Raw genomic sequence first — 26,590 nt, forward strand, 5'->3', positions numbered from 1 at the left:
CCGGGCGGCAAGTAAGGGAATGGCATGGCGACGCAACAGAACGTTCGAACGGCAGAGGGAGGGGCCCCGCCGGCGCGCAGCGTCCGCGTCGTCCTGCTCGCCCTCATGATCGCGATGCTCCTCGCGATGCTGGACAACATGATCATCGGCACCGCGATGCCGACGATCGTCGGCGAGCTCGGCGGCCTGGAGCACCTCTCCTGGGTCGTCACCGCCTACACCCTGGCCACCGCCGCCTCCACCCCGCTCTGGGGCAAGTTCGGCGACATGTTCGGCCGCAAGGGCGTCTTCCTCACCTCGATCGTGATCTTCCTGATCGGCTCGGCGCTCAGCGGCATGGCCCAGGACATGGGCCAGCTCATCGGCTTCCGCGCGGTCCAGGGCCTCGGCGCCGGCGGCCTCATGGTCGGCGTGATGGCGATCATCGGCGACCTCGTCCCGCCCCGCGAGCGCGGCAGGTACCAGGGCATGATGGCCGGCGTGATGGCCCTCGCCATGATCGGCGGCCCCCTCGTCGGCGGCACCATCACCGACCACTGGGGCTGGCGCTGGTCCTTCTACATCAACCTGCCGCTCGGCGCCGTCGCCCTCGCCATGGTCACCACCGTCCTGCACCTGCCGAAGAAGCCGCGGAACACGGACACCCGGATCGACTTCCCCGGCGCCGCGCTGCTGACCGCCGGCATCACCGCCATCGTCCTGGTCACCACCTGGGGCGGCACGGAGTACGCCTGGGGCTCGGCCACCATCGTCGGCCTCGCGGTCGGCGGCGTCGCCGCGCTCCTCGCCTTCCTGTGGGTGGAGACCCGGGCGAGCGACCCGATCGTGCCGCTGCACATCTTCCGCAGCCGCAACTTCACCCTGATGTCCCTGATCGGCTTCATCGCCGGCTTCGTGATGTTCGGCGCGGTCCTCTACCTGCCGCTCTTCCAGCAGTCCGTCCAGGGCGCCTCCGCGACCAACTCCGGACTGCTGCTCCTGCCGATGCTGCTCTCGATGATGGTCGTCTCGCTGGTCGCGGGCCGGGTCACCACCAGCACCGGCAGGTACAAGGTGTTCCCCATCGCGGGCGGCGCCCTGATGACGGCCGGCCTCTTCCTGCTCTCCACCATGGACACCGGCACCTCGCGCCTGGTCTCCGGGGTCTGGATGGCCGTCCTCGGCGCCGGCATGGGCTTCCTCATGCAGATCACCATGCTGGTCGCCCAGAACAGCGTGGAGATGAAGGACATGGGCGTCGCCTCCTCCTCCACCACCCTCTTCCGGACGCTCGGCTCCTCCTTCGGCGTCGCGATCATGGGCGCGCTCTTCACCGCCCGCGTCCAGGACGAGATGACCGCCCGGGGCGGGTCGGACCTGACGGCGCGGACCGCCCAGCTCGACGCGGCGAGCCTCGCCAAGCTGCCGGCGGAGCTCCGCGAGGCCTACCAGCACGCGGTGGCCTCCGGCACCCACGGCGCCTTCCTGCTCGCCGCGGCGGTCGCCGTCCTCGCCTTCGTCCTCGCCTTCTTCGTCAAGGAGGTGGCGCTCCGGGGCGCCGGCCCGGCCGCCGACCCCGGGCAGAACGCGGGGGACGGCCCGGCGAAGGTCGCCGAGAAGGTCTGAGACCCGCGGGCACGACGACGGGGCCGGCCCCCCTTGGAGGGGGGTGCGGCCCCGTCGCCGTACCCGGTGTCCCTACTGTTTCGGCAGCCGCAGGACCGGGAAGCTGCCCGTGTTCGTCGGCGCGTGGTCCGGGAGCCACAGGACCGCGATGGCCCCGCCCACCCCGTTCGGCGCCCCCTCCGACGCCACGTTCCGGAAGGTCAGCCGGGCGCCCAGGACCCGGGCCTGGCCCGACGCGATCGTCAGGCCCAGGCCGTGGCCCTGGCCCGCGCGGTCGCTCGACCCCGTACGGAACCGGCTCGGCCCCTCCCTGAGGAGGGCCTCGGGGAAGCCGGGACCGTGGTCGCGGACGCGCACCACCCGGCCCTCGACCGTCACCTCCACCGGCGGCTTCCCGTGCTTGGCCGCGTTGGCGAGGAGATTGCCCAGGACCCGTTCGAGCCGGCGCGGGTCGGTGTTCACCCAGGAGTCGTGCACGACCCGGACGACGACCTCCGGGTCCAGGGCCCGCACCCGCCGCTCCACGAACTCCCCGAGCGCGATCTCCTGGAGCTCGGCCCGCTCCGACGCGCTGTCCAGCCGGGCCACCTCAAGGACGTCCTCGACCAGCGTCCGCATCGCCTGCGCCCGGTCCCGCACCAGCTCCGTCGGACGCCCCGGCGGCAGCAGCTCGGCCGCCGTGAGCAGCCCCGTGACGGGGGTCCGCAGCTCGTGCGCGATGTCCGCGGTGACCCGCCGCTCGGCCTCGATCCGCTCGTTCAGGGCGTCGGTCAGGGCGTCGACCGCCCGCGCCAGGTCGTCGGTCTCGTCCCGTACGACCCCGCCGACGGCCTCCCGCACCCGTACGTCCGTGTTGCCCTGGGCGACCCGGCCGGCCGCGACGGCCGCCTTCCGCAGCCGCCGCGAGAGCCGGCCGCCGATGAGCACACCGAGCGCGCACCCGCCGAAGACCACCGAGACCGAGCCGATGACGAGCGCCCGGTCCAGATCGCCCATGAGCTTCGCGCTGCGGTCGGCGAAGGGGATGTGCAGCGAGAGCACGTCGCCGTTGGCGAGCGGCACGGCCGCCCACACGTCGGGCGGGCCGCCGTGCCGGTGCTCCTGCACGTAGGTGCCGCGCCGGTTGTCCCGCATCAGCCGGTCGAGCTGGTGCGGCAGCGCCGGATCGTTGATCTTGGTGCCGAAGCGGGGCTCCTTCGGCTTCGACGTCTCGTACAGCCGCTGGGCGAAGAGCAGCCGCTCCATCTGCACGTCGCGCGCGTTGTCGAGCATCGAGATGCGGGCGGCGTTGTGCACGACCACGCTCAGGGTGACCGCGATGAGGGCGCCGACCGCCGCGATGGCGACGGCGATCTTCCAGCGGACCCCGGTGCGCAGGGGAAACGGTCTCACCCGCCCTGGCCCCTGAGCTTGTAGCCGAAGCCGCGGACGGTCTCGATCCTGTCCTGGCCGATCTTGGCCCGCAGTCGCTGCACGTGCACGTCCACGACCCGGGTGTCGCCGCCCCAGCCGTAGTCCCAGACCCGCTCCAGGAGCTTGTCCCGGGACAGCACGGTGCCCGGCGCGGACGAGAACTCCAGGAGCAGCCGCATCTCGGTCGGGGTCAGCGCCACCGGCGCCCCGCCCCTCCTGACCTCCATGCCCTCGGTGTCGATCTCCAGGTCCCCGAAGGCCAGCAGCCCGCCGTCCCCCCGCTCGTCCCCGCCCTCGCCGCCGCCGGCGTGCCCGAAGCGGCGCAGCACGGCCCGGATGCGGGCCATCAGCACCGAGCCGTCGAAGGGCTTGGTGACGTAGTCGTCCGCCCCGGCCTCCAGGCCGAGGACGACGTCGATGGAGTCGGCGCGCGCCGACAGCATGATCACCGGGACCGTCGACTCGTCGCGGATGCGGCGGCAGAGGCTGACGCCGTCCATGCCCGGCAGCATCACGTCGAGCAGGGCGATGTCCGGCCGCCGCGCCCGGAAGGAGTCCAGGCCGGAGAGGCCGTCGGGCATGGCCGTGACCCGGAAGCCGTCCCGCTCCAGGGCGAGCTGGGTGGCCTCACGGATGACGTCGTCGTCCTCGACGAACAGGACGTGGGTTTCGGCCATCGTGGGTCTTCCTCCGGGGTCGGTGCGTCTTTCCGTGTCTCTTCGCGCGTCCTCGGGCGCGGCTCAGCCCGCGGGGGACGCGCTCGGCGCGGGCTCCAGGCCCTCGCCCTCGCCGACCGACCGGCTGTAGTCGTTGTGGACCCAGTCGTGCTGGACGAACCGGCTGCCCGTCCAGCGGTAGGTGATCACGTCCTCGCCCGAGGGGTACGCGACCGGGTCGCCCTTCGCGTACACCTGCTTGGTGACGATCAGGTCGCCCCGGTCGATCGTGGCGTACACCGCCGCGTCCTCGGCCTTGAAGACGTTCTCGTAGCCGCCGTTCCGGTCGCGGTAGACGTACGTGCCGATGCCGATGCCGTCACCGCAGGTCATCACGTTGACGACGACGTCGGGGGCGGAGGCGTCGGTGAGGTTGCCGTAGGAGGCGTCCACCGGGTACGAGTCCGCGGCGCACGGCTTCAGGTCGGCCTTGAACCGCTCGCCGATCCTCGGATCGCCCTTGAGCAGCTCGACCGGGTCCACCCGCTCCGCCGACTGGGGGCCCGCGGTGGCCGAGGGCGAGGGGGTGGGGGCGGCCGAGGCGATCCCGTCGGTGCGGGCCGCGCCCTCGTCGCGGGAGCCCGTGCCGCCGGTGGAGCAGGCGGCCAGGGAGAGGCCGACGGCGACGAGCCCGGCCGTCGCCGTGGCGCCCGCCGCCCGGACGGTACGCCGAGGGCGGCGGCGCCCGGCCGGAAGCCGGTCGCCGCCGCCGGGGCCGCTGCCGAAGGGGTCGCCGAAGGGGCCGTCGTGTCTTCCGCCGTCGGGCCCGTCGTCTATGCCGCGCACCGCTCCCGACCCCCTTGGTCGCCTCGTACGGTCGTCCGCTCCCCGGTCCGCCCCAGGGCGCGGGCGTCGAGGTCGCGGCTCTCCAGCTCCTGCCGGAGCCGGGCGAGCGCGCGGTGGAGCGTGGACTTCACCGTACCGGTCGACATGCCGAGCGCCGCCGCCGTCTCCTCCGTGCTCATCTGTTCCCAGTGCCGCAGGACGACGACGCTGCGCTGCTTCGGCGCGAGCACCTTCAGGACGTCCATCAGGAGGGCCCGGTCGGCGTGCTGCTCGGTCGCGTCGGCCACGCTCGCGTCGGGCAGCTGCTCGGTCGGCACCTCTTCGAGCTTGCGGGAGCGCCACCACTCGGTCCGGGTGTTGATCATGACCCGGCGCAGATAGGCGTCGGCGAGGGACTTGTCGGCGATGCCGTCCCAGCGCCCGTACGTACGGGCCAGGGCCGTCTGGAGGAGGTCCTGGGCGTCGACGGGGTCGGCCACGAGACGGCGCGCGCTGCGCAGCAGGGCGTCCTGCCGCGTGCGTACGTACTCCTCGAAGTCGAGCACCTCACCGTGCCTCATCCGAACCGCCTCCATCCCCGTGACCTGCTTGTTCCCTCGTGTCGCGGACGACGCTACGGAGCGGTTGTCACGGGGCTGTGCGGGGCAGCCGTCGGTGGACGCACGGCTACCCATCGGTTGTGTAACAGCGGGGGCGGAGGAGGTTTCGGGAGGAGCCTCAGGAGAGCGGCAGGCGGTAGAGGCCGCCGTCCAGCGGTTCGACGAGGCCGTCGGCGACCAGGCCGTCGAGGGCCCTGGCCCGCTGCACCGGCTCGTCCCAGACCGCGTCCAGGGCCTCGCGCGCCACCGGGTCCGGCGAGTCCCGCAGGACGGCGAGGAGCCGCCCCCGGACCTGCCGGTCGGTCCCGGCGTACGTCTGGCCGCGCCGCGGCGGGCCGTCGTGCGCCGGCTTCCCCGCGAGCCGCCAGGCGCACTGCCCGGAGATCGGGCAGCGCCCGCAGTCCTCGTTCTTCGCCGTGCACACGAGCGCGCCCAGCTCCATGGAGGCGGCGGCCCAGCGGGAGGCCGTCTCCTCGTCCTCCGGCAGCAGGGCGCGGGCGAGCCGCCGCTCGGCGGCCGTGGTCGCGTTCGGCGGGTACTGGACGCCGGTCGCCGCCCGCGCGAAGACCCGGCGCACGTTGGTGTCGAGGACGGCGTGCCGCTGCCCGTAGGCGAAGGAGGCCACCGCGGCGGCCGTGTACTCCCCGATGCCGGGCAGGGCGAGGAGCTGCCCGTGGTCGCCGGGCACCTCCCCGCCGTGCCGCTCCGTTATGGCCGCGGCCGCCGCGTGCAGCCGCAGCGCCCGGCGCGGATAGCCCAGCCGGCCCCAGGCGCGGACCGCCTCGCCGGGGGCCTCGGCGGCCAGGTCGGCCGGGCGGGGCCAGCGCGCGAGCCACTGCTCGTACACCGGCAGGACCCGGACGACCGGGGTCTGCTGGAGCATGAACTCGCTCACCATGACCCCCCAGGCACCGGCTTCGGGGCGGCGCCAGGGCAGGTCGCGGGCGTGCTGGTCGAACCAGGCGAGGACGGGCCGGTGCAGCTCGGCGGGGACGGCGGGGACCCCGGGGATCTCGGCGGCGGAGGGCGTGTCGATGGAAGTCATGGCACCTCCGATCCTGACACGACTCCGGGGTGTTTCAGTGCGCGTCGTACGGCGAGCTCCGCCGCGGCCCGGAGGGCGGGGAGGCGGGGTCCTCGTACGCGGGGACGGGGTTCCCGTACGAGGGATCCGGGTTTCCGTACACGGGGTCGGGGTTCCCGTACGCGGGATCCGGGGTCCCGTACGCGGGGGCCGACCCGTACGGGGAGGCGGAGCCGTACGGGGCGGAGGGGTCGTGCGCGGGGGCGGCCCCGTACGGGCCGGAGGCGTCGTACGGAGGCGTGGACCCGTACGGGGCGGCGGGGTCGTACGAAGGGGACGACCCGTACGCGGGGGCGGCGGCCCCGTACGAGGGCCCGGGGTTCCCGTACGTGGGATCGGGGCTGCCGTACGCGGGATCCGGGTTCCCGTACGCGGGATCGGGGTTCCCGTACGCGGGAGCGGGCATCTGGGGGCCCCGGCCCGCGCACCACACCACCACCGTGTTCCGGCTCGACCGGGCCGTCTCCACCAGGGACCGCACCGGCGGCTCCGCGAACCGCATCACCAGGAAGGCGACCAGACCGCCGAGGAGCAGGCCGGCGGTCACGTCGTGCGGGTAGTGCACGCCGACGAAGACCCGGGAGGCGGCCATGAGCATCGCCATCGGCACCGTGAACCGGCCCATCCCGCGCCAGGACAGGGCGAGGGCGATCGCGGCGGCTCCCGCGATGGCCGAGTGGTTGCTGGGGAAGGACCAGTCGCCGTACGGCGGGCAGGTGACGAGCGAGGCGGGCGCTCCGGCGACCGCGCGGCACGGACGTTCCTCGTCGATCAGCGACTTCAGCGACTCGCTCACCACGTAGCCGAAGGCGGTGGCGAGCGGGGCGAGCAGCGCGAGCGCCATCGCCCGGCTCGAACCGTCGCGGGTGCGCCACCAGCCGGCCAGGAAGAGCACGCCGAAGAGCAGCAGTCCGGCCTCGGTCCAGACCTCGGCGAGCAGCTGGAACCAGTGCGGCGTGGTGTGGGCGAGGTCGGCGACGTCGAGATACAGACGATCGGAGAGGTCGAGGAGGGTGTCCATGGGGAACGACGCTAACCGGAATCCGGAGCGCCTCGTCCCGGGCCGCCGGCCGGAACGGACCCCGCCGAAAGCGGGGTGAGCCGATTCGCTCCGGTTGGACCCGTTTTCACTCGCGGGCCCGGAAAAAGTTCCCGGAAAGAGGGGTGTGATCATCGGCAAAACTTGGGGTCTCGGGCGGCGGGTGGGGCGGGAGTTGGGCCCGATCTCTCGTAAGGTTCGGCTCGTGGGATCTTTGCGCAATCCGGTCGGGCCGCTTCCCTCCACCATCTACTGGCGACGGAGGGCGGTCGCGCTGTGCCTGGTGGCACTCCTCGCCCTGCTCACCGTGTGGGCCGTGACGTCCGGCGGCGGGGGCGGGAAGAAGCCGAACGACTCCGCCAACGGCTCGTCGCCCACCCCGCCCTCGATCACGCCCGGACCCTCCGGATCGGGGCCGGCGATCAGCCAACAGCCCGGCGGGCGCGACGAGTCGGGCGACGAGGACGAGACCTCCGGCGGCAACGGCGGTACGGGATCCGGTGGTGCGGGATCGGGCGGCACGGACGCGGGCGCGGATGCCGGTACGGGCTCCGGGGGCGCGGACTCCGCCGGTTCGACCGGCTCCGGGGACCCCGCCAAGAACGGTGACGGCGACGGCGCCGGGGGCGACGGCGGCGCGGGCACCGGCGCGGGGCAGCAGCTCCCGGCCGACTCGCCGCTCCCCAACTGCCCCGCCGGATCCATCCAGTTGACGCTCAAGTCCGTCAAGGTCACCTACGAGGCGGGGGAGAAGCCCCGCTTCCAGCTCATCGCGAGGAACACCTCGGCCGCCGCCTGCAAGGCCGACTTCGGCCCCCGCAACGCGGTCCTGACGATCAGCGACGCCAAGGACGACGAGATCTGGTCCTCCGCCCACTGCCCGCGCCCCGGCACCCCGCTCCTGCTGCGCCTCCCCGCGGGGGCGACGGTCACCCACGCCGTGGAGTGGGACCGCGGACGCAGCGCCCCGCAGTGCGCCACGGCCCCGGCGGGCAAGGCCGGTCCCGGCACCTACCTGGTGGAGGCCGCGATGCCGGGCGTGAAGATCCTCCCGGCCTCGTTCACGCTCGCCAAGGACTGAGAGCCCGGCGGCCCCGACCCCGACCCGCCGGACGGGCGCTGGGACCTCCCCGACCCCGACCCGCCGGACGGGCGCTGGGGCCCACCCGGCCACGACCTGCCGAACGGGCCCTAGACGTACCGCTCCAGGATCGAGGACTCCGCGAGCCGGGACAGGCCCTCGCGGACGCTGCGGGCGCGGGCCTCGCCGACGCCGTCGACGGCCTGGAGGTCGTCGACGCTGGCCGCGAGGAGCTTCTGCAGCCCGCCGAAGTGCTCCACGAGCCGCTCGATGATCGCGCCGGGCAGCCGCGGCACCTTCGCGAGGAGCCGGTAGCCGCGCGGCGAGACGGCCGAGTCGAGGGTCTCGGGCGAGCCGCTGTAGCCGAGGGCCCGGGCCACGACCGGGAGTTCGAGCAGCTCGGTGTGGGAGAGCGCGTCCAGCTCGGTGAGCGCCTCCGGGACCGTCCGCGAGCGCTTCGCCGTCGGCTCCGGCACGTAGTCCCGGATGACCAGCTCGCGCTCCGGCTCCACGCCCGCGATCAACTCGTCCAGCTGGAGCGAGAGCAGCCGCCCGTCGGTGCCGAGCTCGACCACGTACTCGGCGATCTCGGTGGCGATCCGGCGGACCATCTCCAGGCGCTGCGCGACGGCGGTGACGTCCCGGACCGTGACCAGGTCCTCGATCTCCAGGGCGGAGAGCGTGCCCGCCACCTCGTCGAGCCGGAGCTTGTACCGCTCCAGGGTCGCGAGCGCCTGGTTGGCGCGGGACAGGATCGCGGCCGACTCCTCCAGGACCCGGCGCTCGCCGTGCACGTACAGCGCGATCAGACGCATCGACTGGGAGACGGAGACGACCGGGAAGTTGCACTGCTTGGAGACCCGGTCCGCGGTGCGGTGGCGGGTGCCGGTCTCCTCGGTGGGGATGGAGGCGTCCGGGACCAGCTGCACGCCCGCCCGGTGGATCTTGGTGATGTCCTTGTCGAGGACGAGCGCGCCGTCGAGCTTGCACAGCTCGCGCAGGCGGGTGGCGGTGAACTCGACGTCCAGCACGAAGCCGCCGGTGCACATCGAATCGACCGCTTTGTCCAGGCCGAGCACGATGAGACCGCCCGTGTTTCCCCGGAGGATCCGCTCCAGGCCGTCGCGCAGGGCGGTGCCCGGCGCGACCGCGCTCAGGGCGGCGCGCATCAGCGCTTCACTGCCGGAGCCCGCGCCGGATTTCCCAGGAGCTGCTGCCCCGTCCTTGGCTGCCACTGCACTCCTCCGGCTCGTACGGATGGGCGAGACCAGGGCAAAGTCTAGCGACACCGCCCCGCCGCCCTCCGCCCCCGACCGCACGCGGGTGGTTCGGAAGGGGTCCCCACCTCGGACCGGACCCGCCCTCCCGCCCGTCGAAAGGCCCCTCACCAGGGCCTCCGGCGGGCGTCCCCACACCCACCGGAAGGCCCTCGTCCGCCTCCCGGAAGGTCCCCGTCCCCTACCCCTCCGAGCCCTCCGGCGCCTTCGCGCGCCGGCTGCGGGGCAGGACCCGCAGCGCGTCGCCCATGTCCGCGACCTCCGTCACCTTCATGCCCGGCGGCACCTTCCCCGGGTCCGTCGGGACCAGCGCGTGGGTGAAGCCGAGCCGGTGCGCCTCCGCGAGGCGGCGCTGCACGCCCGTCACCCGCCGCACCTCGCCCGCGAGCCCGACCTCCCCGATCGCCACCAGGTTCTTCGGCAGCGGGGTGTCGCTCGCGGCGGAGGCCAGCGCGAGCGCGATCGCCAGGTCGGCGGCCGGCTCGGAGAGCTTCACGCCGCCCACGGTCGCGCTGTAGATGTCCCGCTTCCCGAGCGCGCTGATCCGTCCGCGCTGCTCCAGGACCGCCAGCATCATCGAGACCCGGGAGGTCTCCAGACCGGAGACGGTCCGGCGCGGAGAGGGGATCTGGGAGTCCACCGTCAGCGACTGGACCTCGGCGACGAGCGGCCGGCGGCCCTCCAGGGTGACCGTCAGACACGTGCCCGGCACGGCCACGTCGCGCCGGGTCAGGAAGAGGCCGGACGGGTCGGCGAGCCCCGTGATCCCCTCGTCGTGCAGCTCGAAGCAGCCGACCTCGTCGGTCGCCCCGTACCGGTTCTTCACGCCCCGCACGAGCCGCAGGCGCGCGTGCCGGTCGCCCTCGAAGCTCAGGACGACGTCGACCAGGTGCTCCAGGAGCCGGGGGCCCGCGATGGCCCCGTCCTTGGTGACGTGGCCGACCAGGAGCGTGGACATCCCGCGCTCCTTGGAGGCCCGGATCAGCGCGCCCGCGACCTCGCGGACCTGCGCCATGCCGCCGGGCGCGCCGTCGATCTCGGGCGAGGCGATCGTCTGCACCGAGTCCAGGATCAGCAGCGACGGCTTCACCGCGTCGAGGTGCCCGAGGACCGCCGACAGGTCGGTCTCGGCCGCCAGGTACAGGTGGTCGCTGAGCGCGTGGATCCGGTCGGCGCGCAGCCGGACCTGGCTCGCGGACTCCTCGCCCGTGACGTACAGCGTGCGGTGCTCGTCGCTCGCCGCCTTCGCCGCCACGTCGAGCAGCAGCGTCGACTTGCCGACGCCCGGCTCGCCCGCGAGCAGCACCACGGCGCCCGGCACGAGCCCCCCGCCGAGGACCCGGTCCAGCTCGTCGACGCCGGTCGAGCGGGCGGTCGCCTGCCGGCCGTCGACCTGGCCGATGGGGAGGGCGGCGGTGGAGACCCGGCCCGCGGCGGTCGTCCGGACGGCGGGCGCGCCGTACTCCTCCACCGTCCCCCAGGCCTGGCACTCGGGACAGCGGCCGAGCCACTTGGCCGTCTGCCAGCCGCACTCGGTGCAGCGGTAGGACGGTCGCTCCTTGGCGGATTTCGTACGGGCAGCCATGCGCCCCACCGTAGCCGCCGCCACCGACAACGGGCCCCGGCCCGGCCCCCGGCGGCCCCGGACCCCGCACGGACCGTCCACACGACGCCGTGTTCCCGTCCTCTTTCGAGCGATACCTTCACCCGTAGGGATGAGAACTGGGCGACCGGTACGAAGAATGCCCCCGCTCTTGCCTACGGTCGCCCAGTGACGAGCAGCAGGCTGGAAACCCCCGCACGCACCACCGGCGCACACCGGGCGCACCGCACCACGGACCAGGGACCGCGCACGCTCGGCCGCCGGCCCCCCGCCCGCTACGAGGCCGCCCTCGACGGCCTCTTCACGTACTGCCTCTCCGTGCTCTGCGACCACGACACGGCCACCGCCGTCCTCGGCGACGTCCTCGCCGTGGCCGAGCGCCACCAGGGACGCTGCCCCTCCGACGAGGACGGCCGCACGGCCTGGCTGTACGCCCTCGCCCGCTGGGCCTGTCTGCGCAGCCTCGGCGAGCAGCGCCGCAAGCGCCAGGGCGCCCACACCGGCCGCCCCGCCGTCACCCCGCCCGAGCCGCCCCGGGTCTCCGCCGGGACCGCCGAGCGGCACCGCGCCGAACTCGCCCTCCTCGCCTGGCCCGAGGCGGCCGGCACCACGCCCGAGCAGCGCGAGGCCCTGGAGCTCGCCGTCCGGCACGGCCTCCACCACCGCCAGGTCGCCGCCGTCCTCTCCCTCGACCCGCTCGCCGCCCGCGAGCTCCTGGCCACCGCCGGCTGCGAGGTCGAGCGCACCCGCGCCGCCCTCGCCGTCGTCGAGACCGGCAGCTGCCCCACCGTCGCCCGGCTCACCGGCGACCACCAGGTGCTCCTCTCGGCGACCCTGCGCGCCGAACTCGTCCGGCACGTGGACGACTGCCCCCGCTGCCGCCGCGCCGCCGAGCGCGTGGGCGCCGGCGGCCCCTGGCCCGGCGCCGGGTCCCTCCCCCCGGACCGGCTGCCGCTCGTCGAGGCGCCCCGGGCCGCCGCGTACATGGCCATGCTGCACGTGCCCCGCGCGCGTGCCGGCGCCCCGCGCTTCGCGCCCACCGGCTTCCCCATGGACCCGAAGGACCACACGGCCCGCCGCGACCGGATGCGGGCCCGCGCGGTGACCACCACCGTCGTCGCCGCCGTGGTCGCCGCCCCCGTCCTCGCCCTGTGGACCTCCTACCGGGGCACCACCGAGACCACCGCCCACGACGGGGGGCGGGTCAGCGCGCGCGAGACGGACGACGGGGCCGGCCCGGACGGGCGCCCCTACGACCGGTACGAGAACGCGGGCAACGCCCGCGCCACCCCCGAGCCCCGCTTCACCCGGGGCAGCCGCTCCCCGGACGTCTCCGTCGAGGTGGTCAGCCCCGGCGGCCCCACCGGCTCCGGGACGCCGTCCAGGCCCGGCGAGCCCGCCCCCGGCTGGGTCACGGTCACCGCGCGCGGCCACGGCGACCTGACCCTCCTGACGCTCACCGCCGCCGGCGACTCGCCCGTCGCCTGGGAGCTGTGGACGGACGCGCCCTGGCTGTACGTGAGCCGCGCCTCCGGCACGCTCCGCCCCGGCGAGCAGGTCACGATCGCGGTCCGCGTCGACCACGCGCGCGAACCCGCGGGCGCGTGGAGCGCCCGGATCGGGGTGAACCCCTCGGGCGCGGTGGTGCGCATCGCCGGGGCCGGCCGGGCCGGGCCGGGGGAGGTCTTCCACCCGGCCCCGAACATCCCGGGGGAGCCGAAGCCGACGCCGCCCCCGCCCCCGCCGGTCACGACGGACCCGACCACCCCGCCCACGACCCCGCCGCCGACGACGGAACCGCCGACCACGCCCCCGCCGACCACGGAGGAACCGCCCACGACCCCGCCGCCGACGACCGAGCCGCCGACCACCCCGCCGCCGACCACGGAGGAACCCCCGCCGACCACGGACCCGGGCACGACCCCGCCGCCGGCGACGGAGGAACCGCCCCCGTCCTCCTGAGCTACCGGACCGGCGGGTCCGCCGGGTGGGGGGCCACCAGCGGCAGCTGCGAGGCGAGCCGGGCCTCGCACAGGCCGGCCAGCACCCCGTACGCCTCCTCGCCCATCATCTCCGTGAGCTCGGGCCGGTACGTGACGTAGACCGGCTCGCCCGCGCCGTGCGCCGAGGTGGCCGAGGTGCACCACCAGTGCAGGTCGTGCCCGCCCGGGCCCCAGCCCCTGCGGTCGTACTCCCCGATCGACACCTGGAGCACCCGGGTGTCGTCGGGCCGGTCGATCCAGTCGTACGTCCGGCGCACCGGCAGCTGCCAGCACACGTCCGGCTTGGTCTCCAGCGGCTCCCGGCCCTCCTTCAGGGCCAGGATGTGCAGCGAGCAGCCCATGCCGCCCGCGAACCCGGGACGGTTCTGGAAGATGCAGGAGCCCTCCCAGCGGCGGGTCTGCCGGTCGCCGTCCTCGTCCAGCTGCGTCCAGCCCGTCTCCGTACCGACGTCGTGGAACTGCCACAGCTCCGGCGTGAGCCGGGCCACGTGCTCCGCGACCCGCTTCTCGTCGTCCTCGTCGGAGAAGTGCGCGCCCAGCGTGCAGCAGCCGTCGTCGGCCCGGCCCGCCTGGATGCCCTGGCAGCCGCTGCCGAAGACACACGTCCAGCGCGAGGTCAGCCAGGTCAGGTCGCAGCGGAAGACCTGCTCCTCGTCGGCCGGATCGGGAAACTCGACCCACGCGCGCGCGAAGTCCAGGCCCTTCTCGTCCGGCACCACGTCCCTGCCCCGCTTCCCGGCGCCCCTGGCCGCCCCGGCGGCGCTCACGTCCGCGGTACGGGCACTGTCTTTGTCCTGCTTCGCCTTTTTCGTCTTTGGCACGCTGTCAAGCGTATGCGGCGCGCGCAGTAGCGTTCCGCCCATGAGACTCGGAGTCCTCGACGTCGGTTCGAACACGGTGCACCTCCTGGTGGTCGACGCACACCCCGGCGCCCGCCCGCTGCCCGCCCACTCCCACAAGGCGGAGCTGCGCCTCGCCGAACTCCTCGACGCGCGGGGCGCGATCGCACCCGACGGCGTCGAGCGGCTCGTCGCGACCGTCCGGGACGCGCTCCACGCCGCCGAGGACAAGGGCTGCGAGGAGGTGCTGCCGTTCGCGACCTCCGCCGTGCGCGAGGCCGTCAACGCCGACGCCGTCCTGGCCCGGGTCAAGGACGAGACCGGCGTCGACCTCCAGGTCCTCACCGGCGAGGAGGAGGCCCGCCTCACCTTCCTCGCCGCCCGCCGCTGGTTCGGCTGGTCCGCCGGCAAGCTGCTCCTCCTGGACATCGGCGGCGGTTCCCTCGAAGTGGCGTACGGCATCGACGAGGACCCCGACACGGCCGTCTCCCTGCCGCTCGGCGCGGGCCGGCTGACCGCCGGCTGGCTGCCGGGCGACCCGGCCGACAGCGCCGACGTGAAGGCGCTGCGCCGCCACGTGCGCGCGCAGATCGCCCGTACGGTCGGCGAGTTCAGCCGCTTCGGCCGCCCCGACCACGTCGTCGCCACCTCCAAGACCTTCAAGCAGCTGGCCAGGATCGCCGGGGCGCCCGGTTCGAGCGAGGGCCTGCACGTCCAGCGGAACCTGACCCGCAGGTCCCTGGAGGAGTGGGTCCCGCGCCTCGCCGGGATGACCGTCGTCGAGCGCGCGGCCCTGCCGGGCGTCTCCGAGGGCCGCGCCGCCCAGCTCCTCGCGGGCGCCCTCGTCGCGGAGGGCGCGATGGACCTCCTCGGCGTGGAGGAGCTGGAGATCTGCCCCTGGGCCCTGCGCGAGGGCGTCATCCTGCGCCGCCTGGACCACCTGCCGGAGGAGTGAGACCGCAGGAGTGGGACCGGGGGAGTGCGGCCGGGGGCGGGGGCGCCCCCGCCCCCGGGGCGGAACCGGCGCGACCGGAACGGGCGTGACCCGAACCACCCTCCGGCCCCCCGGCCCGCCCCGTACCCTGTCTGCGTGGCAGAACCAGTGGTGCGCGTCCCGGATGCGAAGGTCGCCCTGTCGACGGCCTCGGTCTATCCGGAGTCGACGGCGACGGCCTTCGAGATCGCCGCGCGCCTCGGCTACGACGGCGTCGAGGTCATGGTGTGGACCGACCCCGTCAGCCAGGACGTCGAGGCCCTGCGCCGGCTCTCCGACTACCACCGGGTGCCGATCCTGGCCGTCCACGCCCCCTGCCTGCTCATCACCCAGCGCGTCTGGTCCACCGACCCGTGGGTCAAGCTCCGGCGGGCCCGGGCGGCGGCCGAGAAGCTCGGCGCGTCCACGGTCGTCGTGCACCCGCCGTTCCGCTGGCAGCGCCAGTACGCCCGGGACTTCGTGAGCGGCATCTGGCGGATGGCGGACGAGACCGACGTCCGGTTCGCCGTCGAGAACATGTACCCGTGGCGGTACAAGGACCGCGAGATGCTCGCGTACGCCCCCGAGTGGGACGTCACCAAGGACGACTACCGGCACTTCACCGTCGACCTCTCGCACACCGCGACCGCCCGCACCGACGCCCTCGCCATGATCGACCGCATGGGCGACCGGCTCGGCCACGTGCACCTCGCCGACGGCCGGGGGTCGGCCAAGGACGAGCACCTGGTCCCGGGGCGCGGCACCCAGCCCTGCGCCGAGCTCCTGGAGCGGCTCGCGGTCACCGGCTTCGACGGGCACGTCGTCATCGAGGTCAACACCCGCCGCGCGATGTCGGCCGCCGAGCGCGAGGCCGACCTCGCGGAGGCCCTCGCCTTCACCCGGCTCCACCTCGCCTCCGCCGCCGGCCGCCCCTCCCGGACCCCGCGCCCGTGACGCCCCCGGAACTCCCGTGACCGAACCGGACCCCGCGACCGTGACCGAACCGGGCCCCGCAGCCGAACCGGACCCCGCGCCCGCGGCCGGATCCGAACCGGCCCCCGCCCCCCGCCGCCGCGGCCGCCCCTCCCGTACCGCCGAGGAGAGCGGGCCGGGGGCGCGCGCACGCATCCTGGAGGCGGCCCGCGACCAGTTCGCCGAGCGCGGCTACGACAAGGCCTCGGTGCGCGGCATCGCCCGCGCGGCCGGGGTGGACCCGGCGCTCGTGCACCACTACTTCGGGTCGAAGGACGAGGTCTTCGCCGCCGCCGTCGAGGTCTCCTTCGAGCCCGCGACCGTCGTCCCGGCGATCGTCTCCGGCCCCCGCGACGCCATCGGCGAGCGCCTCGCCCGCTTCTTCATCGGCGTCTGGGAGAACCCGGCCAGCCGCGCCCCGCTCCTCGCGATCGTGCGCTCCGCGCTGACCCACGAGGCGGCGGCCGCGGTCCTCCGCACCTTCGTGCTGCGGCGGCTCCTGGAGCGGATCGCCGCCGAGCTCGACGTGCCGGACCCGAAGTTCCGCGCGGAGCTGGCCGCCTCCCACATGATCGGGATCGCGATCCTGCGGTACGTGATCCGGGTCGAGCCGCTGGCCTCCGCCGACCCGGAGGAGATCGTCGCCCGGGTGGCCCCGGCCCTCCAGCGCTATCTGACCGAGAGCTGACCGCGAGCCCCGAGGGGCACCTGACCGAAAGCTGAACAGCCTGTCCGACATGCGGACACACTGTCCAGATCTTGGTCCGGCGGCGTACGCTCGAAGGCAAGCACACCCGTCACGAGGAGCGAGCGACGATGCCCGAGCTGAGGTCCCGCACTGTCACCCACGGCCGCAACATGGCGGGCGCACGCGCCCTTATGCGCGCCTCCGGTGTACCCGGCGCGGACATCGGCCGGAAGCCGATCATCGCGGTTGCCAACTCCTTCACGGAGTTCGTCCCCGGCCACACCCACCTCCAGCCGGTCGGCCGGATCGTCTCCGAGGCCATCACGGCCGCCGGGGCCATCCCCCGCGAGTTCAACACCATCGCCGTCGACGACGGCATCGCGATGGGCCACGGCGGCATGCTCTACAGCCTGCCCTCCCGCGACCTGATCGCGGACAGCGTGGAGTACATGGTCGAGGCGCACTGCGCCGACGCCCTGATCTGCATCTCCAACTGCGACAAGATCACCCCCGGCATGCTGATGGCCGCCCTGCGCCTGAACATCCCGACGGTCTTCGTCTCCGGCGGCCCGATGGAGTCCGGCCGCGCCACCCTCGTCGACGGCACGGTCCGCACGCTCGACCTGGTCGACGCGATCTCCGACGCCGTGAACCCCGACATCTCCGACGAGGACATCCTCCGCATCGAGGAGAACGCCTGCCCGACCTGCGGCTCGTGTTCCGGCATGTTCACCGCCAACTCGATGAACTGCCTGACCGAGGCCATCGGCCTCTCCCTCCCCGGCAACGGCTCGGTGCTCGCCACCCACACCGCCCGGCGCGCCCTCTACGAGAACGCCGCCCGCACGGTCGTGGACATCACCCGCCGGTACTACGACGAGGACGACGACTCCGTCCTGCCGCGCTCGATCGCCACCCGCGCCGCCTTCGAGAACGCCATGGCCCTCGACATCGCCATGGGCGGCTCCACCAACACGATCCTGCACCTGCTCGCCGCCGCCCAGGAGGCCGAGCTCGACTACGGCCTGAGCGACATGAACGAGGTCTCGCGCCGGGTCCCCTGCCTGGCCAAGGTCGCCCCGAACGTCGCCAAGGACCGCACGTACTACATGGAGGACGTGCACCGCGCCGGCGGCATCCCCGCCATCCTCGGCGAGCTCTACCGCGCGGGCCTGCTCAACGAGGACGTCCACTCCGTCCACTCCCGCTCCGTCAAGGAGTGGCTGGACGCCTGGGACGTGCGCGGCGGCTCCCCCTCCGAGGAGGCCGTCGAGCTGTGGCACGCGGCCCCCGGCTGCGTCCGCTCCGCGACCGCCTTCTCCCAGTCCGAGCGCTGGGAGGCCCTCGACACGGACGCGGCGAACGGCTGCATCCGCGACGCGGAGCACGCCTACTCGAAGGACGGCGGCCTCGCGGTCCTGCGCGGCAACCTCGCCGTCGACGGCTGCGTCGTGAAGACGGCCGGCGTGGACGAGTCCATCTGGACCTTCGAGGGCCCGGCGGTCGTCTGCGAGTCGCAGGACGAGGCCGTCGAGAAGATCCTCAACAAGCGGGTCAAGGACGGCGACGTGGTCGTCATCCGCTACGAGGGCCCCAAGGGCGGCCCCGGCATGCAGGAGATGCTCTACCCGACCTCCTTCCTCAAGGGCCGCGGCCTGGGCAAGACCTGCGCCCTGGTCACCGACGGGCGCTTCTCCGGCGGCACCTCGGGCCTCTCCATCGGCCACGCGTCCCCCGAGGCGGCCTCGGGCGGCACGATCGCCCTCGTCGAGGACGGCGACCGCGTCCGCATCGACATCCCGAACCGCTCGATCGACCTCCTCGTCGACGAGGACGTCCTCGCGGCCCGCCGCGAGGCCCTCGGCGGGGTGTACGCGCCGAAGAACCGCGAGCGCAAGGTCTCGGCGGCGCTGCGGGCGTACGCGGCGATGGCGACGAGCGCCGACAAGGGCGCGGTCCGGGACGTGACGAAGCTGGGCTGAGCCCGGAGACGTACGCGAGGGGGCCGGGGCCTTCCGAAGCCCCGGCCCCCTCGTGCGTACGGCTTTCGCGACGGGCTCACCAGGACGCCGGGTCGCGCGCGTCCACCGCGAAGACCGAACCGTCCGGCGCCGTCCCGAACACCCGGTCGCCGGCGACCAGCGGCGCGGGCACCAGGGGCACGTACCCGAGCCGCCCGTTCGCCAGGCGCGGCCGGGTCTGGCCGGCGAGCGCCCCGCGCGCGGTGTCCACGGCGAGCAGCCGCCCGTCCTGGACGGAGAAGTAGAGCCGGTCGCCGGGCCCGGCGACCGGCTCGGAGACGTTGCCCGCGGCCGTCTCCAGGTCCCACAGCACCCGCCCCTTCCCGGCGGCGGTGTCGAAGGCGGTCACGTGCCCGTCCGCGCCGAGCAGGTACACGACGGCGCCGCGCACGACGGCGCCCCGGAGGTCGAACCGCTGCGGCAGGACCAGCCGGCGCACGGGGCCGGCCCCCTCCTCGCCGGGACCGAGCAGGACGAGCGAGTCCGTCAGGGCGCCCTCGTAGCGGGAGGCCAGGACCAGCGAGCCGCCCCCGGTGTACCCGAGCGGTTCGAGATCGCCCTCCAGGTTCCGCCCCCGGACCACCGCGCCGGTCCGGGGCTCGACCACGCCCACGCGCGTGTGCGTCCCGTCGGCCGAGATCTCGGACACCACGAGCAGACCCGAGCGCGCGTCGTACGGTCCGGTGCGCGGCGCCCCGAAGCCGGTCAGGCCGTGCCGCCACAGCTCCTTCCCGCCGCGCGCGTCGACCGCCCGGACCCCGCCGACCCCGTCCGTCAGGACGACGGCGGAACCGGCCGGCCGGTGGACCTCGGGAAGGCCCGAGCGGGCGCTCCAGAGCGGGGAGCCGTCCCCGGTCGCGTACGCCCGCAGCGGGCCCGTCGGCGCGGCGGCACCGACCGGGCCGCCCGCCCCCTTGCCGAGGAGCGCGGGCGCGCGCGGCGCCTCCCCCTCGACGGGCGCGGTCCGCGACCACAGGACCTGCCCCGTCACCGGGTCGAGCCGGGCGACGGCGACGCCCCGGACCGCGCAGTACAGCGCGTCCCCGCCGCCGGCGCAGGCGGGAGCCGCCGGCGGCCCCTGCCTCTGGAGCCCGGTGTGCCAACCCTCGAAGGCGGTGGCCACCTTGTCCGGGCGCGGCGGCGCGGCCGCGGGCCCGCCGTCGCGCGCGGGGCCCAGCGCCGCGTACAGACCGGCCCCGGCGAGCACGAGCGCACCGGCGACGGCGAGCGTCGGGCGCGGCCGGAGCCACCCGCCGAAGCGGCGGCCCCGGCGGGCCGGGACCGGCGCGGGAGCCCGTACCGGCGTGTCCGCGTCCCACGCGGGCGCGTGCCCCGGCTCGTCACCGCCCCCGCCGCCGCCCGGCAGCGCGGGCCGCCGCCGCTGTGCCGGTATGAACGCCTCCGCCGCGTACGAGGGCGGTTGCAGCGCCCGCATGATCTGGGCCGGGGTCGGCCGCTCCGCGGGCTCCTTGGCGAGGCAGCGCGCGACGAGCGGCGCCAGCTCGCCGGGCACGCCCGTCAGGTCGGGCTCGTCGTGGACGACCTGGTACGCCACGACGTACGGGCTGTCGGAGTCGAACGGGCCGTGCCCGGTCGCCGCGTGCACCAGGACCGAGCCGAGCGCGAAGACGTCCGCCGCCGGACCGACCTCGCGCGGCCGCTGGAACTGCTCGGGCGCCATGAATGGCGGCGAGCCGATCAGCTTGCCCGTCTCGGTGCGCAGGTCGCTGTCGACGGGCCGGGAGATGCCGAAGTCGATGACCTTGGGCCCGGTGTCGGTCAGCAGGACGTTGCTGGGCTTGAGGTCCCGGTGCACGACCCCGGCGCGGTGGATGTCGCGCAGCGCCTCCGCGAGCCCGGCGGTGAGCCGGCGCAGCTCGGCCGGGGACAGCGGACCGTTCCGCTTCACCTGGTCGGCGAGGGTGGGGCCGGGGACGTAGAGGGTCGCCATCCAGGGGCGCACGGCGTCGGGGTCGGCGTCGACGACCGGCGCGGTGAAGGCCCCGCTGACCTTGCGGGCGGCCGCGACCTCCTGGCGGAAACGCGCCCTGAACTCGGGGTCCTCCGCGTACCGCGCGTGCACGACCTTGACCGCGAGCCGCAGTCCGGAGGCCGAGGAGGCGAGGTGCACGACGCCCATGCCGCCCGCGCCCAGACATGCCTGGAGGCGGTAGTCGCCCGCGTACTCGGGCCCCTCCGCTTCCCGGTCGGCACCGGTACCGCGCAACGGTGGCATCGCCCACCCCCGTGTGATTCCCCGTCACCTCGCGCCCGCGTGCGCGACGCGACGAGCCTAGTCGATGGCGCCTCCGATGTCGGTGGGGCTTGCTAGCCTGCGCGTCGCGGAGAGTGAAACTCGGCGGAGCGCTTTTGCGCCAAGGGGGAGAACGCGATGGACACCAATGGCATGACGGCGGCGGGACCGGCCGTGGCGACGGCGGTGACGACGGTGACGGCGGCGAGCGGCACCCGCTACCCGGTCGCACCGGGCCACCGCCTCAACGTGCGCTCGGGCCCGGGCACCCAGTACCCGGTCGTCCGCTCGCTGCCCCTGGGCGCCACGGTGGCGATCTCCTGCCAGAAGTACGGCGAGTGGGTCACCGGCCCGTACGGCACCACCCGCGTCTGGGACGCCGTCGCGCCGGGGGAGTACGTCTCCGACTCCTACGTGCGCACGGGCAGCGACGGCTTCGTGGCACCGCGCTGCGCCTGACCCCCTCCACCGCCGCCCGGGGATAATCGACCTCGTGAGCGACGACGAGCAGACCCCCCGCACGGCAGGCGGCACGGAAGAGGGAAAGGCCGCCGGGAGCACCGCCGACACCACCGGTGGCCCCCGGCCCGAGGAGATCCGTTTCTTCGGCACGACCTGGGTCGACCACGGCGGCCACTACGCGCTGCGCCGCGCCGGCCTGGCCGCCGGCGCGCTCGCCGCCGCCGTCGCGGCCTGCCTCGTGCTGCGCTTCGCCTTCCAGGGCCTGCGGATCGCGAACACCGGCGGCCTCGTCAACGGCCTGGTGATCGTCATGTTCGCGGTCTGCAGCGCCATCGCCTGCCGCAAGACCTGGGAGGGCTTCCGGCGCCGCTCGGACGACCCGGCCCGCGAGGAGTCCCTGCGCAGCCTCAAGGCGATCGGCTTCATCGGCTCGCTCCTCGCGTACGGCGCCCGCTGCCTGGTCGAGGCCCCGGGCGAGAAGCTGCGCCGCGCCGAGTACGAGACGGCCCTCGCCCGGTACGAGAAGCGCCGCGGCTCCCGCACGGGCAACCCGGCCGCCCGCAGGAAGCCCAAGCGCGGCAAGTAACCCGACACCTTCCGGAGGCTTGACCGACGGCACCTCCAGGCGCACTATTCATCGCATGATGAATTACTCGGCGGGCGGAAGCGGCGGCCGGGCCGGAACCGCCGACCGGGCGGCGATCACCGCCCGCGCCCTCACCACCGTCCGCGGCGACCGCACCGTCCTGCGCGGCCTCGACCTCACCGTCCCGGCCGGCCGCGTCACCGGCCTCCTCGGCCCCTCCGGCTGTGGCAAGACCACCCTCATGCGCGCGATCACCGGCACCCAGGCCAAGGTCGGCGGCACCCTCACCGTCCTCGGCCGCCCCGCCGGCGACCCGGCCCTCCGCTCCCGCATCGGCTACGTCACCCAGGCCCCCTCCGTCTACGACGACCTCACCGTCCGCCAGAACCTCGACTACTTCGCCGCCGTCCTCCTCCCCGGCCGCGCCCACCGCCACGAGCGCCGCGCCGCCGTCGACCGGGCCGTCGCCGACGTCGACCTCACCTCCCGCGCCGACTCCCTCGCCGGCCGGCTCTCCGGCGGCCAGCGCAGCCGGGTCTCCCTCGCCGTCGCCCTCCTCGGCACCCCCGAACTCCTCGTCCTCGACGAACCCACCGTCGGCCTCGACCCCGTCCTCCGCCGCGACCTGTGGGACCTCTTCCACCGCATCGCCGCCGACCGCGGCACCACGCTCCTCGTCTCCTCCCACGTCATGGACGAGGCCGAGCGCTGCCACCGGCTCCTCCTCATGCGCGAGGGCGAGATCCTCGCCGAGGACACCCCCGAGGCCCTCCGCCGCCGCAACGACACCCCCACCGTCGAAGAGGCCTTCCTCCACCTCGTCGACGCGGCGGCCGCCCGCGAGGAGCGACACCCCCGAGCGGCCCACCAGGAGCAGGACCACCACCAGGACCACCACCAGGACGAGCACCAGGACCAGGAGCCCCGGCCATGAGCAGCGCCCGCACCCTCGCCACCGCCGCCCGCGTCCTGCGCCAGCTGCGCCACGACCCGCGCTCGATCGCCCTCATGCTCCTCGTGCCGTGCGCGATGCTCTTCCTGCTCCGGTACGTCTTCGACAAGAGCCCCGGCACCTTCGACACCATCGGCGCCTCGCTCCTCGGCGTCTTCCCGCTCATCACGATGTTCCTGGTGACCTCCATCGCCACCCTGCGCGAACGCACCTCCGGCACCCTGGAACGCCTGCTCGCCCTGCCCCTCGGCAAGGGCGACCTCATCGCCGGCTACGCCCTCGCCTTCGGACTCCTTGCCGTCGTCCAGTCCGCCCTCGCCACCGGCCTCGCCCTCCGGTTCCTCGGCCTCGACGTCGTCGGCTCCCCCTGGCTCCTGCTCCTGGTGGCCCTCCTCGACGCCCTCCTCGGCACCGCCCTCGGTCTCTTCGTCTCCGCCTTCGCCGCGTCCGAGTTCCAGGCCGTCCAGTTCATGCCGGCCGTGATCTTCCCCCAGCTCCTCCTCTGCGGCCTGTTCACCCCGCGCGACCGCATGGCCCCCGCCCTCGAAGCCGTCTCGAACGTCCTGCCCATGTCGTACGCCGTCGACGGCATGAACCAGGTCCTCCGCCACCCCGACGTCACCGGCGACTTCGTCCGCGACGTCCTCGTCGTCGCCGGCTGCGCCCTCCTCGTCCTCGCCCTCGGCGCCGCCACCCTCCGCCGCCGCACGGCCTGACCGCCCCTCGGACACCCGCCGCACCACCACGACCCCCGGTGCGAGGATGGCGACACGTACCCCCCTCCGGCGAGGTGAACAGAGCCATGACCCAGACCGTCGCAGTCCTCGGCACCGGCAAGATCGGTGAAGCGCTCCTCAGCGGCATGATCCGCGCCGGCTGGCGTCCCGCGAACCTCCTGGTCACCGCCCGCCGCGCCGAACGCGCCGAGGAGCTCCGCACCCGCTACGGCGTCGAGACCGTCACCAACGCCGAGGCCGCCGAGCGCGCCGACACCCTCATCCTGGCCGTCAAGCCCCAGGACATGGGCCGCCTCCTCGACGAGCTCGCCCCGCACGTCACCGCCGACCGCCTCGTCATCAGCGCGGCGGCGGGCATCCCCACCTCCTTCATCGAGGACCGCCTCACCACCGGCACCCCCGTCGTCCGCGTCATGCCGAACACCCCCGTCCTCGTCGACGAGGGCATGTCCGTCATCTCGGCCGGCAGCCACGCCACCCCCGCCCACCTCGCCCACACCGAGGAGATCTTCGGCGGCGTCGGCAAGACCCTCCGCGTCCCCGAGTCCCAGCAGGACGCCGCCACCGCCCTCTCCGGCTCCGGCCCCGCGTACTTCTACTTCCTCGTCGAGGCCATGACCGACGCCGGCATCCTCCTCGGCCTGCCCCGCGCCCAGGCCCACGACCTCATCGTCCAGGCCGCCATCGGCGCCGCAGTGATGCTCCGCGACAGCGGCGAGCACCCGGTCAAGCTCCGCGAGGCCGTCACCTCCCCGGCCGGCACCACCATCAGCGCCATCCGCGAACTGGAGAACCACGGCGTACGGGCCGCCCTCATCGCCGCCCTCGAAGCGGCCCGCGACCGCAGCCGCGAACTGGCCTCCGGCAACGGCTGACGGCCCGCGCCGCCGGGGTCACCGAGCCCCGGCGGCCCCCGCGGCGGCTCCCCGCACCACGTCCTCCGTGGCCACCACCTTCGCGAAGCGCCCCCCGTGCAGGGAGACCGCCGTCGCCCGGGTCAGCTCGTCCGCGCCCGCCGTCCAGCCGTACGGCCCCTCCAGGTCGAAGGTGTGCATCGCGTCCAGCGGGAACACCACGTCGTACCCGAGGTTCCCGCCCATCCGGGCCGTCGTCTCGTTGCACATGTTCGTCTGGATCCCGACGACCACGATCTGCCCGACCTGCCGCCCCCGGAGCCACGCGTCCAGGGACGGCTCCCCGTAGAACGCCGAGTTCACGGACTTCACCACGAGCAGCTCGGGACCGGACCCCTTCCCCCGCCGCTCCTCCACGAAGTCCTTGAAGTCGTTCCCCACGTGCCCCGTCCGCAGCGGCGACCGCGACCCCTCCACCGAGTCGTGCCGCACGAAGACGACCGGCCGCCCGGTCTCCTGCCACAGATCGATCAGCACCGCGATGTTCTCCTCGGCGGCCGGATTGTTCCGCTTCCCCCAGGACTCCTCCTCGAAGCCCTTCTGTACGTCGACGACGACCAGCGCCGCGTTCTCCGTGATCTCCATGCCCACGATCCTTCCGCCACCGGGCCCCGCGTCCCAGAGGGCGCGATGCCACCGACCGATGGTTTACTGCCAGCCATGGCGCCGCCCCCGGAAACCCGCCCCCAGCGCATCGCGCTCCTCGCCTTCCCGGGCATCCGCGCCTTCGACGTCTCCGTCATCACGGAGGTCTGGGACAGCGACCGCACCCTCCGCGGCGTCCCTCCCTTCACCCTCCACCGAGCGGCCGCGGACCCGCACACCCCCGTCCCCCTCAGAGGCGGCCTCACCCTCACCCCCGACCGCCCCCTGACCTGGCTGGACGACCTCACCCCCACGGACCTCGTCATCGTCCCGGGCATCGAGGACCCGGACGCCGACGTCCCGCCCCCGGTCCTCGACGCCCTCCGCCGCGCCCACTCCACCGGCGTCCCGGTCGCCTCCCTCTGCGCGGGCGCCTTCGTCCTGGCCCGCGCCGGACTCCTCGACGGCCGCCGCGCGGTCACCCACTGGCACCTGGCCCGGACCCTCGCCACCCGCCACCCGGCGGTACGGGTCGAACCCGACGCCCTCTTCGTCGAGGACTCCGGCATCTGGACCTCCGCCGGCACCGCGGCCGGCATCGACCTCTGCCTCCACTTGATCCGTACGGCCCACGGAGCCGAAGCCGCGGCGACCGTGGCCCGCTCCATGGTCACGGCCCCCTTCCGCACCGGCACCCAGGCCCAGTTCATCGAGCACCCGACACCCCGCGCCGACCGCGACGCCGACGCCCTCGCCGCCGTACGCGCCCACGCCCTGGCCCACCTCTCCGAACCCCACACGGTCACCAGCCTGGCCGCCGTCGCCGGCATGTCCCCCCGCTCCTTCGCCCGCCACTTCCAGGCCACCACCGGCACCACCCCCCTGCACTGGCTCATCACCCAGCGCGTCGCCGCCGCCCAGAAGCTCCTGGAGCTCACCGACCACCCCCTCCCCGAGGTGGCCCGCCGCGCCGGCTTCGGCAGCGAGGTCACCATGCGCCAGCACTTCGCCTCCCACCTCTCCACCAGCCCCCGCGCCTACCGGAACGCCTTCCGACACCGGGCCCCGGACCGGGGTTGACACGGCATGCCCGGCTCCGTAGTGTTCTCCGAGTTGTCCGACGTGAGCACCGACCCCGGTCGGCCCCGGACAGCCATTCCGCAAGAACCTCAGAAGCCGACAGCGCTTTGCCGTGCCGTCGTGCTTTCCGCGCGTTTTTGCGAAATGAGGAATCCGCGTTCGAAGGTTTGGACGCAAGCCCCCGATTAGCGTCGGAGGCGGGGAATCCGCTAAAGTCTCACTCGTCGGAACGGCCCAACAGCCGGAAAGACAACTCCCGCTGACCGGGAATCAGACGCCGAAAGGATCTGATAGAGTCGGAACCGCCGGAAGGGCCCGGAG

General features: G+C 74.3%; 23 protein-coding genes and 1 pseudogene. 13 read left to right on the top strand and 11 right to left on the bottom strand.

Annotation, left to right across the window (positions count from 1 at the left end; translation table 11 throughout):
• Nucleotides 1-24 precede the first annotated feature (24 nt).
• Nucleotides 25-1,605: an MDR family MFS transporter gene (locus ADL08_RS24675; protein WP_053646579.1), complete on the top strand. Its 1,581-nt coding sequence runs from the start codon at nt 25-27 to the stop codon at nt 1,603-1,605.
• Nucleotides 1,606-1,677: 72 nt separating this feature from the next.
• Here ADL08_RS24675 and cseC read toward each other — a convergent pair whose 3' ends face one another.
• The 6 genes and pseudogenes from cseC to ADL08_RS24705 form a co-directional block, all read right to left on the bottom strand.
• A complete protein-coding gene (gene cseC / locus ADL08_RS24680) occupies nt 1,678-2,997 on the bottom strand; it encodes a two-component system sensor histidine kinase CseC (protein WP_053646581.1) in 1,320 nt (439 codons plus the stop codon).
• Nucleotides 2,994-3,695, bottom strand: a complete 702-nt coding sequence (gene cseB / locus ADL08_RS24685) for a two-component system response regulator CseB (RefSeq protein WP_053646583.1) — start codon at nt 3,693-3,695, stop codon at nt 2,994-2,996. Before cseB ends, cseC begins: the two co-directional genes overlap by 4 nt.
• A 63-nt stretch (nt 3,696-3,758) precedes the next feature.
• Nucleotides 3,759-4,520 (bottom strand): hypothetical protein, encoded by a 762-nt coding sequence (locus ADL08_RS35875; RefSeq protein WP_199837077.1) that lies wholly within the window; start codon nt 4,518-4,520, stop codon nt 3,759-3,761.
• Entirely contained in the window at nt 4,508-5,080 is a 573-nt protein-coding gene (locus ADL08_RS24695; RefSeq protein ID WP_053646585.1) for a SigE family RNA polymerase sigma factor, read from the bottom strand. Before ADL08_RS24695 ends, ADL08_RS35875 begins: the two co-directional genes overlap by 13 nt.
• Nucleotides 5,081-5,237: 157 nt before the next feature.
• Complete coding sequence (locus tag ADL08_RS24700) at nt 5,238-6,164, bottom strand: A/G-specific adenine glycosylase (RefSeq protein ID WP_053646586.1); 927 nt, start codon at nt 6,162-6,164, stop codon at nt 5,238-5,240.
• 448 nt (nt 6,165-6,612) lie between these two features.
• A pseudogene (locus ADL08_RS24705) lies at nt 6,613-7,224 on the bottom strand (phosphatase PAP2 family protein); the annotation flags it as partial.
• Nucleotides 7,225-7,447: 223 nt separating this feature from the next.
• Between ADL08_RS24705 and ADL08_RS24710 the strand changes: the two are divergent.
• The gene (locus tag ADL08_RS24710) at nt 7,448-8,323 is read left to right on the top strand and encodes a hypothetical protein (RefSeq protein WP_078968302.1); all 876 of its coding nucleotides are present in this window, start codon (nt 7,448-7,450) and stop codon (nt 8,321-8,323) included.
• 110 nt (nt 8,324-8,433) lie between these two features.
• Here the strand turns inward: ADL08_RS24710 and disA are convergent, their stop codons facing one another.
• Together disA and radA are read right to left on the bottom strand one after the other, a co-directional pair.
• Nucleotides 8,434-9,558 (bottom strand): DNA integrity scanning diadenylate cyclase DisA, encoded by a 1,125-nt coding sequence (gene disA / locus ADL08_RS24715; protein ID WP_053646588.1) that lies wholly within the window; start codon nt 9,556-9,558, stop codon nt 8,434-8,436.
• A 223-nt stretch (nt 9,559-9,781) separates the two neighbouring features.
• Nucleotides 9,782-11,185, bottom strand: coding sequence for a DNA repair protein RadA (gene radA, locus ADL08_RS24720; RefSeq protein ID WP_053646590.1), 1,404 nt, complete (start codon nt 11,183-11,185; stop codon nt 9,782-9,784).
• 186 nt (nt 11,186-11,371) lie between these two features.
• On the opposite strand from radA, the gene ADL08_RS24725 reads away from it, so the two are divergent.
• Nucleotides 11,372-13,165, top strand: coding sequence for a BACON domain-containing protein (locus ADL08_RS24725; protein ID WP_053646592.1), 1,794 nt, complete (start codon nt 11,372-11,374; stop codon nt 13,163-13,165).
• Nucleotide 13,166: 1 nt separating this feature from the next.
• On the opposite strand, the gene ADL08_RS24730 is transcribed toward ADL08_RS24725, so the two are convergent.
• A complete protein-coding gene (locus ADL08_RS24730; protein WP_078970585.1) occupies nt 13,167-14,027 on the bottom strand; it encodes a hypothetical protein in 861 nt (286 codons plus the stop codon).
• Between the two features lie 40 nt (nt 14,028-14,067).
• Between ADL08_RS24730 and ADL08_RS24735 the strand changes: the two genes are divergently transcribed.
• The 4 genes from ADL08_RS24735 (at nt 14,068) to ilvD (ending at nt 18,660) form a co-directional block, all read left to right on the top strand.
• Nucleotides 14,068-15,000, top strand: coding sequence for a Ppx/GppA phosphatase family protein (locus tag ADL08_RS24735; RefSeq protein WP_053646595.1), 933 nt, complete (start codon nt 14,068-14,070; stop codon nt 14,998-15,000).
• Nucleotides 15,001-15,135: 135 nt separating this feature from the next.
• Nucleotides 15,136-15,972, top strand: coding sequence for a sugar phosphate isomerase/epimerase family protein (locus ADL08_RS24740; RefSeq protein ID WP_199837078.1), 837 nt, complete (start codon nt 15,136-15,138; stop codon nt 15,970-15,972).
• Between the two features lie 40 nt (nt 15,973-16,012).
• Nucleotides 16,013-16,678 carry a TetR family transcriptional regulator gene (locus ADL08_RS24745; RefSeq protein WP_053646620.1) on the top strand — a complete coding sequence of 222 codons (666 nt, stop codon included), beginning with the start codon at nt 16,013-16,015 and terminating at the stop codon, nt 16,676-16,678.
• 128 nt (nt 16,679-16,806) lie between these two features.
• A complete protein-coding gene (gene ilvD / locus ADL08_RS24750) occupies nt 16,807-18,660 on the top strand; it encodes a dihydroxy-acid dehydratase (RefSeq protein WP_053646600.1) in 1,854 nt (617 codons plus the stop codon).
• Nucleotides 18,661-18,736: 76 nt separating this feature from the next.
• On the opposite strand, the gene ADL08_RS24755 is transcribed toward ilvD, so the two are convergent.
• Nucleotides 18,737-20,935 carry a protein kinase domain-containing protein gene (locus ADL08_RS24755; protein ID WP_053646602.1) on the bottom strand — a complete coding sequence of 733 codons (2,199 nt, stop codon included), beginning with the start codon at nt 20,933-20,935 and terminating at the stop codon, nt 18,737-18,739.
• A 156-nt stretch (nt 20,936-21,091) separates the two neighbouring features.
• Here ADL08_RS24755 and ADL08_RS24760 point away from each other — a divergent pair, with 156 nt between their 5' ends.
• The 5 genes from ADL08_RS24760 (at nt 21,092) to proC (ending at nt 24,565) form a co-directional block, all read left to right on the top strand.
• Nucleotides 21,092-21,412, top strand: a complete 321-nt coding sequence (locus tag ADL08_RS24760) for an SH3 domain-containing protein (protein ID WP_107092060.1) — start codon at nt 21,092-21,094, stop codon at nt 21,410-21,412.
• A 34-nt stretch (nt 21,413-21,446) separates the two neighbouring features.
• Nucleotides 21,447-22,001, top strand: coding sequence for a hypothetical protein (locus ADL08_RS24765; protein WP_053646604.1), 555 nt, complete (start codon nt 21,447-21,449; stop codon nt 21,999-22,001).
• 55 nt (nt 22,002-22,056) lie between these two features.
• Nucleotides 22,057-22,935 carry an ABC transporter ATP-binding protein gene (locus tag ADL08_RS24770; RefSeq protein ID WP_234352243.1) on the top strand — a complete coding sequence of 293 codons (879 nt, stop codon included), beginning with the start codon at nt 22,057-22,059 and terminating at the stop codon, nt 22,933-22,935.
• Complete coding sequence (locus ADL08_RS24775; protein ID WP_053646606.1) at nt 22,932-23,669, top strand: ABC transporter permease; 738 nt, start codon at nt 22,932-22,934, stop codon at nt 23,667-23,669. Before ADL08_RS24770 ends, ADL08_RS24775 begins: the two co-directional genes overlap by 4 nt.
• Nucleotides 23,670-23,755: 86 nt before the next feature.
• The gene (gene proC / locus ADL08_RS24780; RefSeq protein WP_053646607.1) at nt 23,756-24,565 is read left to right on the top strand and encodes a pyrroline-5-carboxylate reductase; all 810 of its coding nucleotides are present in this window, start codon (nt 23,756-23,758) and stop codon (nt 24,563-24,565) included.
• 18 nt (nt 24,566-24,583) lie between these two features.
• Here the strand turns inward: proC and ADL08_RS24785 are convergent, their stop codons facing one another.
• A complete protein-coding gene (locus tag ADL08_RS24785; protein ID WP_053646609.1) occupies nt 24,584-25,189 on the bottom strand; it encodes a cysteine hydrolase family protein in 606 nt (201 codons plus the stop codon).
• A gap of 75 nt (nt 25,190-25,264) precedes the next feature.
• Here ADL08_RS24785 and ADL08_RS24790 point away from each other — a divergent pair, with 75 nt between their 5' ends.
• Entirely contained in the window at nt 25,265-26,269 is a 1,005-nt protein-coding gene (locus tag ADL08_RS24790; RefSeq protein WP_053646611.1) for a GlxA family transcriptional regulator, read from the top strand.
• The last annotated feature ends 321 nt before the right edge of the window (nt 26,270-26,590 follow it).

This window comes from Streptomyces sp. NRRL F-6492 (assembly GCF_001280125.1).
GTDB lineage: Bacteria > Actinomycetota > Actinomycetes > Streptomycetales > Streptomycetaceae > Streptomyces.